At 34.7% G+C, this 12,558-nt stretch carries 12 protein-coding genes; all 12 read left to right on the top strand.

Features of this window, described 5'->3' with window-relative positions; genetic code table 11:
• Positions 1-111: 111 nt before the first annotated feature.
• The 12 genes from NTX22_00690 (at position 112) to NTX22_00635 (ending at position 12,317) form a co-directional block, all read left to right on the top strand.
• Positions 112-822: an endonuclease III gene (locus NTX22_00690; GenBank protein ID MCX6149021.1), complete on the top strand. Its 711-nt coding sequence runs from the start codon at positions 112-114 to the stop codon at positions 820-822.
• 64 nt (positions 823-886) lie between these two features.
• Positions 887-1,747, top strand: coding sequence for an EamA family transporter (locus NTX22_00685; protein ID MCX6149020.1), 861 nt, complete (start codon positions 887-889; stop codon positions 1,745-1,747).
• Between the two features lie 226 nt (positions 1,748-1,973).
• Positions 1,974-3,374 carry a dihydrolipoyl dehydrogenase gene (gene lpdA / locus NTX22_00680; protein ID MCX6149019.1) on the top strand — a complete coding sequence of 467 codons (1,401 nt, stop codon included), beginning with the start codon at positions 1,974-1,976 and terminating at the stop codon, positions 3,372-3,374.
• Positions 3,346-4,068, top strand: a complete 723-nt coding sequence (gene lipB / locus NTX22_00675; GenBank protein ID MCX6149018.1) for a lipoyl(octanoyl) transferase LipB — start codon at positions 3,346-3,348, stop codon at positions 4,066-4,068. Before lpdA ends, lipB begins: the two co-directional genes overlap by 29 nt.
• 115 nt (positions 4,069-4,183) lie before the next feature.
• Positions 4,184-6,280 (top strand): dehydrogenase E1 component subunit alpha/beta, encoded by a 2,097-nt coding sequence (locus NTX22_00670; protein ID MCX6149017.1) that lies wholly within the window; start codon positions 4,184-4,186, stop codon positions 6,278-6,280.
• A 195-nt stretch (positions 6,281-6,475) separates the two neighbouring features.
• Positions 6,476-8,125, top strand: coding sequence for a 2-oxoglutarate dehydrogenase, E2 component, dihydrolipoamide succinyltransferase (sucB, locus tag NTX22_00665; protein MCX6149016.1), 1,650 nt, complete (start codon positions 6,476-6,478; stop codon positions 8,123-8,125).
• A gap of 80 nt (positions 8,126-8,205) precedes the next feature.
• Positions 8,206-9,108: a lipoyl synthase gene (lipA, locus tag NTX22_00660; protein MCX6149015.1), complete on the top strand. Its 903-nt coding sequence runs from the start codon at positions 8,206-8,208 to the stop codon at positions 9,106-9,108.
• 160 nt (positions 9,109-9,268) lie between these two features.
• A complete protein-coding gene (locus NTX22_00655; protein ID MCX6149014.1) occupies positions 9,269-9,556 on the top strand; it encodes a ferredoxin family protein in 288 nt (95 codons plus the stop codon).
• On the top strand, positions 9,553-10,623 hold the full coding sequence (locus NTX22_00650; GenBank protein MCX6149013.1) for a 3-methyl-2-oxobutanoate dehydrogenase subunit VorB: 1,071 nt from the start codon (positions 9,553-9,555) through the stop codon (positions 10,621-10,623). The genes NTX22_00655 and NTX22_00650 overlap by 4 nt, the downstream gene beginning before the upstream one ends.
• Positions 10,620-11,441, top strand: a complete 822-nt coding sequence (locus NTX22_00645) for a thiamine pyrophosphate-dependent enzyme (GenBank protein ID MCX6149012.1) — start codon at positions 10,620-10,622, stop codon at positions 11,439-11,441. Before NTX22_00650 ends, NTX22_00645 begins: the two co-directional genes overlap by 4 nt.
• Before the next feature lies 1 nt (position 11,442).
• Complete coding sequence (locus tag NTX22_00640; GenBank protein MCX6149011.1) at positions 11,443-12,000, top strand: 2-oxoacid:acceptor oxidoreductase family protein; 558 nt, start codon at positions 11,443-11,445, stop codon at positions 11,998-12,000.
• A 146-nt stretch (positions 12,001-12,146) separates the two neighbouring features.
• The gene (locus tag NTX22_00635; GenBank protein MCX6149010.1) at positions 12,147-12,317 is read left to right on the top strand and encodes a hypothetical protein; all 171 of its coding nucleotides are present in this window, start codon (positions 12,147-12,149) and stop codon (positions 12,315-12,317) included.
• Positions 12,318-12,558: the final 241 nt, after the last annotated feature.

The raw sequence follows: 12,558 nt of genomic DNA, 5'->3' as shown, positions 1-12,558 counted from the left end.
CTGCCGGCAAAGGCAGGGACGTGGTTATACCATTAAATGTTTTGCGTAAGGTGAGTTACTAATGGATTCGACAATAATAACATCATTCGACTTTTTGGATTAATCTCATCAATGGAAAATGAAATAATTAAAATCAATCAATTACTTGTAAAAAGATTTGGTGTTCCTTCAAGAAATTCTAATCTACCTAATCCTTTAGATATGCTGATTGCAACAATCCTTTCCCAAAATACAAATGATAGAAACTCGTACCAGGCGTATAAAAAGTTAAAGACGAAATTTCCAGCATGGACTGATGCCGCTGAAGCAACCAGATCGCAAATTGAAAAGGAAATAAAAGTTGCAGGATTAGGAAATCAAAAATCGAAAGCGATTAAAAACGTTTTATCTTTCTTACAGAAAAAAAACGCCAAAATATCTTTGGATTTTATTCTCAGTTTAGAAAATAATTCTGCCATTGAAGAATTAACAAAATTTGATGGAGTTGGAGTAAAAACGGCAAGCTGCGTTTTATTGTTTTCTCTTGATAGAAATATATGCCCGATTGATACTCATGTTCATCGTACTTTAAACAGAATTGGTCTAGTAAAAACAAAGACACCTGATAAAACTTTTTTTGCAGTCAACAAGGATTTCCCAGAAAAGATTGCCCATTCATTCCACACAAACCTTATAAGGTTGGGAAGGGAAATCTGCCGCCCACAAAATCCTAAATGCTCAATTTGCCCATTAATAAAGATTTGTAAATACCAGGACAAAAACCTTACTGAAGCAATACAATCCAAATCAAATGAGTTTATGCTGCTGGACAACGTTTCCTGATTTCCAATTTAAAATTCTTATATTTCCCAAAACAATTTTTAATCTAAAATCCTAAATATTATTTATGTGGTTAATCTTTGCCGGACTCAATCCTTTTTCAGAAGCATTCAGAAATCTTTTCTCAAAGAAAGCATCGCTAAATGGTGTCAATCCATATATGATTTCGTGGTGCAACAACATTTTGCCAATACTTATTTTTTTGCCAGCGTTTTTTTTCATCGAACTTAAACTTAATTCAAAATTCTTTTTTGCTTTGACGATGACCGGAACAATAAATGTTTTTGCTTCTCTGCTTTATATGCGTGCAATTTCTGAAGGTGATATTTCTGAAGTTGTTCCGATGCTTAGTTTTACACCACTGTTTCTTCTATTAACTTCGCCAATACTTGTTGGTGAGTTTCCTAAATTCTGGGGTGTAGTTGGAATGGTGTTAATAGTTATTGGTTCTTATCTTCTGAATGTTAATCTTAAATCCAGAAATATTTTAGCTCCATTAAAATCTTTGATAGTTAACAAAGGAACGCGGTATATGCTAATTGTCGCAGTTATCTGGGCGGTCTCGGCTAACTTCGATAAAATATCTATCAACAACTCTTCGGTAATCCAGCATATTCTTTTTGTTAATATTTTTGTTTTTATCGGGATTACAATTGTGGTTTACTTTAGAGGGAAGTTGGATTTTTCTCAAATTAATCACGATAGAAAAAATTTGGTTATTATGAGTCTGTTCACAACTACAACATATATTTTTCAAATGACCGCACTTTCACTAACATTAGTTGCTTATGTAATTTCACTTAAAAGAGTGTCAGGAATGATTTCTGTATTTCTTGGCCACTACATTCTGGATGAACCTCATTTGCAGGAAAGATTGCTGGGAGCTTTTCTGATGTTTTGTGGAGTAATTTTTATAGTACTATCTTAAAACCAAGCAATTGGAATTAGAAAAAAGTTTAAATCGGTTTAATTGCTAATTGTTCAATTGTTAAAAACAATTTAGCAATTAAACAATCGAACAATTCTTTCTGTAGATTAATATTAAATCAGCAAACAATAAAAATTATAAACTAATTTTAGCCAGATTGTGTTATAGAATTTGTACTTAATATTTAATATCTTAAATCTATTACAGATATAATAAAGAGGGTTCAATGTCCAAATCGTTTGATATTGCAATTCTTGGCGGAGGTCCTGGTGGTTACGTTGCTGGCATAAGAGCGGTGCAGTTAGGATTAAAAACAGCAATAATTGAAAAAGACAATCTTGGTGGTATTTGCTTAAACTGGGGTTGCATTCCGACTAAATCTCTTCTTAAAAGTGCTGAATTTTTCGAAAAGTTAAAATATGCTCCAAATTACGGAATCAAAGTTGAAAACATTTCTTTCGACTTTCAGAAAATTATTAAAAGAAGCAGAGATATTGCCGATAGGATTTCTAAAAACGTTGAATTCCTGATGAAGAAAAACAAAATTGAAAGAATAAAAGGTTTTGGAAAACTTATCAGCAATTCCAGGATTGATGTTTATGCCAACGAAGATAAAATAATTGAAACTGTTGAAGCAGGTAAAATTATTATAGCTACTGGAGCACGAACAAGAACAATCCCCCAAATCCCAATTGATAGAAAGAAAATTATTACAAGTACAGAGGCAATGAACCTACCAGAGTTACCAAAAGAAATGATAATAATCGGGGCGGGTGCAATCGGAGTAGAGTTTGCTTATTTCTACAATGTATTTGGAACTAAAATCACACTTATAGAAATGATGGACAACATTCTTCCGATTGAAGATAAAGAAGTAAGTGAATTGCTCGAAAAGGAGTTCAGGAAAAAGGGGATTACTATTCTTACGAAAACCACAGTTGAAAATGCTGAAGTGAAAGGCGATAAAGTTGAAGTTAAAATTTTAAAAGATGGTGAATCCAAAACTCTTACTGCAGATGTAGTTGTAAATGCAATTGGAATTGTTGGAAATGTGGAAGGATTTGGTCTTGAAGAACTTGGAGTTGAGTTATTCAAAAATCATATTAAAATTGATAAGCATTCTTATCAAACCAACCTAAAAAATGTTTTTGCAATTGGTGATGTGATTGGTCCACCGTGGCTTGCTCATGTTGCATCGGCGGAAGGAATTCATTGTGTGGAAACTATTAAAGGTTTGAATCCACCCGAAGTTGATTATGAAACAATCCCTGGCTGTACCTATTGCCAGCCACAGGTTGCCAGTGTTGGTTTAACAGAAAAACGCGCAATAGAAGAAGGATATGAAATTAAAGTTGGTAAGTTTCCTTTTAGTGCAAGCGGAAAAGCATTTGCAGCTGGTGAAAGAGAAGGATTTGTTAAATGTATTTTTGATGCAAAGTATGGCGAACTTCTCGGTGCACATATCATTGGAGCTGAAGCAACTGAATTGATAGCTGAATTCACTTTGGCAAAATCCCTGGAAGCAACTTATGAATCAATAATTAAAACTGTTCACGCACACCCAACATTATCAGAATCAGTTATGGAAGCAGCAGCAAATGCATACGGCGAAGCAATTCATATATAGAGAATTAGATTACTGCGATCTCGGTCTGGTTGATTATAAACAAACCTGGGATTTGCAGCTTGAAACATTCGAGCAAAGAAGGTTGAATAAAATTAACGATACTTTATTTTTGCTCGAACATCCACATACATATACTTTAGGTAAAGTTGCGGACAAGAAAAATTTGATCAGTTCAAAGGAATATTTGCATGAAAATCAGATCTCGATTTATGATATTGATCGGGGCGGTGATATCACCTATCATGGTCCAGGTCAAATAGTTGGTTACCCGATTATTAATCTTGGCGATTGGTACGAAGATACTCATAAGTATTTAAGAGGATTAGAAGAAGTGATCATTATTACCTGCAAAGATTTTGGATTACAAACTGGCAGAGTTGAAGGTTTAACTGGCGTTTGGATCGAAAACAGAAAGATTGCGGCAATAGGAATTAAAGTTAGCCGATGGATTACGATGCACGGTTTTGCGTTCAATGTTAATACTGATCTTTCTTTGTTTAACGGAATAATTCCCTGTGGTATTTCAGATAAAGCTGTTACTTCATTGGAAAAAGAATTGGCGAAAATAATTTTCTTAGATGAAGTAAAGGAAAAATTGTTAAGCAATTTCAAAACTGTTTTCAATTATGATTTTGTAAATACTATTTTAAAAGAAGAAAATCAGGTAATTCATTTAGATGGAATGAAAGATTAGATCACAACAAATATTTCCTGGTAAAAACAATTTAACAATGAAACAATTAGACAATTTCTTTGGTAAAGATTGCAAAATTTGTTAACCAAATAAAAATGAAAGTATCAATTAAAAGATGAATAGAATAAACAATTCCCAAAATGAAAATCTTAATGTAATAGAAAAAGTGGATGATGCACCAACAGGTAAAATAGATTCATTTGGCGGACTAACAAAAAATGAACTGATGAATGCACTTCGATTGATGTACACTTCCCGCCAGTTTGATACCAAAGCGATGAATCTGCTTAAACAAGGGAAATCATTTTTTCACATTGCAGCAGCAGGTCATGAAGCCGCGCAAGTTGCCTGCGCGTTAGCTATGCGTCCAGGAATTGATTGGGCATTTCCATATTACAGAGATTTGGCATTTGTACTTGCACTAGGAACTAAGCCACAGGATCTGTTTCTACAACATCTTGCAAAAGCAAATGATTTAATGACTGGCGGAAGACAAATGCCCAATCATTGGGGTTCAAAAGAATTGAATATTCCAACACAATCAAGTCCAACAGGAACGCAATTTCTACAAGCCGTTGGCGTTGCATTGGCAAATAAAAAAAAGGGAAACGATGCTGTTGTTTATGTAAGCAGCGGCGAAGGAACCACAAGTGAAGGTGAATTCCACGAAGCTGTTAACTGGGCAAGCCGCGATAAACTTAGCGTTATTTTTTTAATCCAGAATAATAAATACGCCATATCAGTTCCAGTAGAAAATCAAACTGGTGGAAAGAATTATTCAATTGCAGAGATGATGAAAGGCTATGAAAATTTATTTCGTCAAAGAATTGATGGTACACAATTTCTTCTAATGCACGCAGCGGCACAATCAGCATTTAAATATTCAAGGCAGGGGAAAGGACCAGCTTTAATTGAAGCTGAAGTAGTTAGACTTTTTCCACATTCATCTTCTGATGATCAAAGAAAATATAGAAATCAAAAAGAACTTGACGAAGAATTTAAAAGATGCCCGATAAATAATTTTGCTCAACTTCTAATGAAAAAAGGTGTGCTTACCGAACTTGCTTATGAGGAATTGAAAAAAGAAATAAATCATCATCTTGATGAAGCAGCAAGTTGGGCGCTCACTCAATCAGATCCTAAAATTGAGACAGCAAAGCTCTTTGTCTTTGATGAAAGCGGAAAAAAAGAAAAACTTGAATATGAAAAATCAGCTCCTACCGGCAAACCGGTTGTACTGGTTGATGCTGTTAATCATGCCCTTCGCGAAGAGATGGAAAGAAATGAAAAGATGTATATTTTTGGTGAAGATGTTGCTGATAAAAAGGGCGGAGTGTTTACATCAACAAAGGGACTCTCTACCCAATTCGGAAATGAAAGAGTATTCAATTCACCTCTTGCTGAAGCCAGCATTGTTGGTGTTGCAATTGGTATGTCTTTAGCAGGATTGAAACCGGTAATAGAAATTCAATTTGGTGATTACATTTGGCCAGCGTTTATGCAATTCCGTGATGAAATGGTTATGTTCCGTTATCGTTCAAATAATTTTTGGGAAACACCAGTAGTAACACGTGTAGCTGTTGGAGGATATATTCACGGTGGGTTATACCATAGTCAGAACATTGAAGGATTTTTTGCACACATGCCGGGAATTTATATTGCTTATCCTTCAAACGCTTCTGATGCAAAGGGACTATTAAAAACTGCAATCAGATTGAACGACCCGGTTTTGTTTCTAGAGCATAAAGGACTTTATAGACAAAGTTATGCAACATCACCGGAACCAGATGCGGATTATCTTCTTCCTTTTGGCAAAGCTAAAATTATTAATGAAGGAAACGATTTAACAGTTGTAACTTATGGTGCAACTGTTCACGATTCCAAATTTGCCACACATAAACTTGCTGCCGATGGCTATTCAGTTGAAGTGATTGATATTCGAACAATAAATCCATTGGATGAAGAAACGATTTATAAATCAGTTAAGAAAACTGGTAAGGCAATTGTCATTCATGAAGATACTTTAACCGCAGGATTTGGCGCCGAGATCGCTGCAAGAATATCGGATACATGTTTTCAATTCTTAGATGGACCGGTTAGAAGAGTTGCGGCGGAAGATACACCTATTCCTTATCATCCAAAATTGGAAATGGCAATTCTTCCAACAAAAGAAAAAATCATAAAAGCGATTAAAAACTTACTTGATTATTAATCTAACTTGTTTTGTGGATTAGGTAGTAAACCGTTGAAACGGTTTTTATTTGTTTGGATTATTAAGTAACCCACGAATTAATTCGTGGGTTGACTAAAGAAAGACCGGGACTATGAACTGTTTCAACAATTTATCGTTTAAATCATGCAACCGGTTATTCTAAAATAAAATTTGTTTAACACAAGGAATTAGCAAATGCAAGTTAATGTAATTATGCCCAAAATGGGTGAAAGCATAAACGAAGGAACAATTATCAAGTGGAATAAAAAAGTTGGAGAGATTGTAAAGAAAGATGAAATAATTTTTGAAATATCCACAGACAAAGTGGATACTGAAATTCCTTCACCTGCAGAAGGAGTTTTATTTGAGATAAAAGTATTTGAGCAGGAAACAGTTGTTGTTGATACTGTTGTTGCAATAATTGAAACGGATATAAACATACCAGTAAAGATTCAGGAAGTAAAAGTGAGTGGAAATCCGAAAGCAGAACTTGATGAAATGCCATCAACCAAACAAGTTGGCGGAAATTTGATTGATATCCCTATGCCAAAAATGGGTGAATCGGTTATGGAAGGAACAATTATAAAATGGAATAAAAAAGTTGGGGAAACTGTAAAGAAGGATGAAATATTATTTGAAATAAGTACTGATAAAGTTGATACTGAAGTTCCCTCACCAGAAGATGGAACTCTTTCAGAAATTTTGGTTGCAGAGCAGCAAACTGTTTTGGTTGGTACAATCGTAGCAAGATTGTCTTCCAGAAGTGGGCTGAATAAAACGAATGAGCAAAAGACTGAATCAACTAAAACGGATTTTGTTGAATCACCGGCATTATCAGAATCCAACGCAATGGTAATTGAATCTTTTGAGATGTCATCTCCAAGCTCTTATAAAAATAAACCAGGAAGGAAATTTTATTCTCCGTTAGTATTAAGCATTGCACAAAAAGAAAATATTAGTTTCGAAGAATTGGAAAATATTCCGGGAAGTGGAATTGAAGGTAGAATTACTAAGAAAGATATTTTGAAATATTTAGAAAATTTGAAAATCAAAAAGAGTGAAAAACCAGTTTCTAAAATTGATGAACAGCCGAAAGTACTAAAACCTGTCGCTACCAGTATTCAATGGAAAGAAGGTCAAGATATAGTAACAATTCCAATGGATAATATCCGGCAGAAAATTATGAAGCATATGGTAAACAGTAAAGATACATCTGTTCATGTTACAGCAGTAATTGAAGTTGATATGAATCGAATCCATAATTTTATCAAAAACAATAAAGAGGATTTCCTTAAAAGAGAAAATCTTAAACTAACTTACCTACCCTTTATTGCTTATGCGTGTATTAAAGCGTTAAAAGAATACCCATTCATGAATGCATCGGTAGATGGCACCAATATTATCCTAAAGAAACATATAAACCTTGGCTTTGCTGTGGCTATGGAGCCTAATGGTTTAATTGTTCCTAATATAAAAAATGCTGATGATAAGAATGTAAAAGGCTTGGCTCGTTCGATTGCAGAAACATCAGAAAAAGCGAGATCTAAAAAACTTACTGTAGACGATATTTCTGGAGGTACTTTTACAATAACTAACTATGGTGTATTTGGAACATTGTTTGGAACTCCTATCATCAACCAACCTGAAGTTGCAGTTTTGGGTGTTGGAACAGTTACTAAAAAACCAATTGTAATGGAAGTTGATGGGACAGATACTATCTCCGTTAGACCAATGATGTATCTATCACTTAGCCACGATCATCGATTAGTGGATGGCATGCTTGGTGGAAGATTTTTAAAGACAATTAAGGATTCTTTAGAAAATTTTGAGGCAACGCAAATATAATTTTTTTGTGTTATAGTTTTTATTAAATTTGAACCGAGAAATTTGAAAAAGAAGAATTTGACTGAACGAAAGGATTTTTTTTGATTAATAAACATCAGCGTGCATTTAAGGATATTGCAGAGAAGGAAAAAGAAAATTTAGGTAAAAGACCTGAATGGTTAAAAGTAAGATTACCTTCAGGAGAAAATTATAAAGATGTTCTTTCTTTAATGAGAAAATCTAAGCTTCATACAGTTTGCGAAGAAGCTAAATGCCCTAATATGGGTGAATGCTGGAACAGCAGAACCGCAACATTTATGATTCTTGGTGATACCTGTACAAGAAGTTGCGGATTCTGTAATATTAAAGTTGGTTTACCGAACGAACTTGATCTGGATGAACCAAGAAGAGTTGCAGAAGCAGTTGAAGAATTGCAATTGCGTCATGTTGTAATTACTTCTGTAAATCGGGATGAATTAAAAGACGGCGGAGCATTAATATTTTCTGAAACGGTTAGATTGATCCGTGAAAGAATGCCTGAGTGCACAATCGAAATTCTAATTCCTGATTTTAAAGGATTAGAAGAAGCCTTCGAAATTATTATGCAAAATCCACCTGATATTCTAAACCATAATTTAGAAACGGTTGAACGATTATATCATGCAGTTCGTCCGCAGGCAAAATATGAAAGAAGTTTGGAATTACTTTCTTGGTTTAAGAATAAAGGCTTAAAAACAAAAAGCGGAATTATGGTTGGAATAGGCGAAGAAAATTTTGAGGTTTTAGCGCTAATGAAAAATTTAGTTGAACATGGTTGCGACATTTTAACAATTGGTCAGTACTTGCAACCAACAAAACAGCATCTTCCGGTTGATAGATATGTTACACTGGAAGATTTTAAAATGTTTAAAGAAAATGGAATGGGATTTGGATTTAAGGCGGTTGAATCATCGCCACTTGTTAGAAGTTCTTACCATGCTGATAAGCATGCCCGTGATTTTTAATTTATTTTTACTTGATAGAAAGGTAAATGCTTTTAAGAAATAATACAATATTAGTGTACTGTGAAATTCTAGACATTCTAGTTATAAATTTTTTAACCATTTAACAGGTTACTAACACAATTAGTAACCTTTTTATTTTTAAACAAAAAGCAGGTGTAAAATGGCTAAAGTGAAAGGAGATATCTTTGTTGATATTGAAAAATGCAAAGGATGCGAACTCTGTGCTGTTGCTTGTCCACAAGACTCGCTGCAACTTTCGAAAAAAATAAATTCGAAAGGTTATCATTATATCGTAAGGATAGAAGATAACTGCACTGGTTGTACTAACTGCGCATTGGTCTGCCCGGAGGGCATCATCAAAGTATATCGAAAAACGCTTAACAAAAAAGAACACGTTGCTACCATTTCAAATGTTTCTAAAGATATGACATTAACGGTGGCATCATGAAAGAACTAAAATTAATGAAAGGTAACGAAGCAATGGCAGAAGCAGCTATACGCAGCGGATGCGATGCTTATTTTGGTTATCCCATTACCCCACAATCGGAAGTGCTGGAGTATTTAAGCCTTGAAGCAAACAGGCGAACAGGAATGATTGTGCTTCAGGCTGAAAGCGAAATTGCAGCAATAAACATGATTTATGGTGCTGGTGGTTGCGGTAAAAGAGTTATGACTTCATCTTCAAGTCCAGGAATAAGTTTAATGCAGGAAGGTATTTCATACATCGCATGTGCTGAAATTCCTTGTTTGCTTGTAAATGTTGTACGCGGAGGTCCAGGATTAGGAACAATTCAACCTTCACAAGGAGATTACTTTCAGGCTGTTAAAGGAGGCGGACACGGCGATTATAAAATGATTGTTCTTGCTCCATCTACCGTTCAGGAAATGGTTGATTTTGTTAAACTTGGATTTGAACTTGCATTCAAATGGCGCAATCCTGTAATGATTTTAGCAGATGGTGCAATTGGACAAATGATGGAAAAGGTTGAACTGTTTGAACAGCAACCACGCATTACTTCAATTGAATCATGGGCTACTGTTGGTAAACCAAAAGACAGAGAACGCAACATACATACTTCACTGCATATGGAATCTGATAAAATGGAAGAGATAAATATTCATTTACAAAAGAAGTATAAAGAAATTGAAAAAGAAGAACTTCGTTTTGAAAAAATGTTATGCGATGATGCAGAATTTATTTTAGTAGCGTTTGGATTAGTTGCAAGAATCTGCCATAAAGCTGCTATTCTTGCACGGGAAAAGGGAATTAAAGTTGGTGTAATGAGACCGATTTCCTTATTCCCATTTCCTTATGAAGAGATAAACAATTTAGCGGATAGTGTAAAAGGATTTTTAGATGTTGAAATGAATGCTGGTCAGATGGTAGAAGATGTTAGATTGTCAGTTAATGGAAAAGTCCGGGTTGAATTCCTTGGAAGAATGGGGGGAGTTATTCCTTCGCCTGAAGAAATTCTTGCAAAACTTGAAGAAAAATTTGTAGGAGAATTGGTATGAACGAGAAAATACTTTTAGAAGAAGAAAAACACTTTGAAGAAGTTCTTTCCGAAGAGAGTGTTTGTATAAACGAAAATCTGGTTTATGAAAGACCAACCACACTTACCGATACTCCATTCCATTATTGCCCGGGCTGCGGACATGGTGTTGCACACAGAATTATTGCAGAAGTGATTGATGAACTTGGAATCCAATCCGAAACAGTTGGTGTTGCTCCGGTTGGCTGCTCTGTCTTCGCATACCATTATTTTAATATTGATATGCAGGAAGCTCCGCATGGAAGAGCCTCTGCAGTTGCTACTGGAATTAAAAGAGTTCTACCTGATAAATATGTTTTCTCTTATCAGGGTGATGGAGATCTAGCTGCAATTGGAACAGGTGAAACTATCCATACCTGCAACCGTGGGGAAAATATTCTAATTGTTTTTATCAATAATGGAATTTATGGAATGACCGGTGGACAAATGGCTCCAACAACTTTACCAGGAATGAAATCGACAACATCACCATTTGGAAGAGATGTTGTTACGATGGGAAATCCATTAAAGATTACCGACCTTGTTGCTAATCTTCCGGGAGTATATTATTGCACCAGGCAAGCCGTAAACACTCCGGGTAATGTACGCAAAGCAAAGAAAGCAATTCAAAAAGGATTTGAATATCAGAAACTTAAAAAAGGATTATCCTTTGTTGAGATTGTTTCTAATTGTCCTTCCAACTGGAAGATGACTCCTGTTGAAGCAAATAAATGGATGGAAGAAAATATGATTCCATATTATCCATTAGGTGATCTTAAAGTTCCAAAGGAGGAAAAATAATATGATGAACGAAGAAATTGTAATTGCAGGGTTTGGCGGACAAGGTGTTCTTTCAATGGGACAAATACTTTGTTACTCTGGAGTAATGGAAAATAAAGAAGTAAGCTGGATGCCTTCCTACGGACCAGAGATGCGCGGCGGAACAGCTAACTGTATTGTAATTATCAGTGAAGAGATGATCAGTTCACCAATACTTACAAAATTCGATACTGTGATAGCTTTAAATCAACCATCGATAGATAAATTTGAAAAAGCTGTAAAACCAGGTGGGCTGTTTTTGTATGATACCTCCACTTCAGTTAATCCTCCAACCAGAACTGACATTGATATAGTGGGTATTGATGCAGCTAACGAAGCAGCTAAAATGAAGAATACTAAAATTCTAAATATGATTATGCTTGGTGCTTTTTTAAAGAAAAAGCCAATCATTGAGTTCGAAAACATTTTAAAAGGATTGAAGAAAGTTCTTCCCGAAAGATATCATCATTTATTACCACTGAATGAGCAAGCACTAAAACGAGGGATGGAATTAGCTGAAGGAATTTTAATGCAGAGTTAGAAAAAGTAATAAGAAAAAATTAAATTCTATTTTAATCCCCGGAATTACCGGGGTTTTTTATTCCATTAAATGTTTTACAATCAGCTAAATACAAAAATGGACTAAACTTTTGGGAAGCTGCCATAAAGGACCAACCGCAGAGAGGATTGTTTTATGAAAGGCTGGCATATTTGTATTTTGAAAATAATATGTTTGATAAACCGTACAAGGCAATACAAATTGCGTTTACTAAAGAATCAAAAGATTATAATATTAAAAGAAGCGCAGATGAACTTTTAATGAAGCTTAAAAAACTTGGATTTCAAGAATATAAATGATCTGTTAGCTTTCATGCAGATAATTAAAACTGTTGCTATTGCTTTATCTTTTTTTGCAATGCGCGCAATTAAAAGACAAAAAATTGATTGACAATGCTTAGTTAAAGTTTTAAGTTGAGAACAAAAAACGGGGGTAAACGATAGAACACCAAACCTGTTTGCAGCAGGCAAGACCAATTACAAAATTAACGAAGTAATTCCAGAGAAATTTTAATATAGATTTTTTAAAATTTTAAAAGTA

The organism is Ignavibacteriales bacterium (genome assembly GCA_026390815.1).
Lineage (GTDB): Bacteria > Bacteroidota > Ignavibacteria > Ignavibacteriales > SURF-24 > JAPLFH01.
This window is presented reverse-complemented; position numbering and strand designations above follow the sequence as displayed.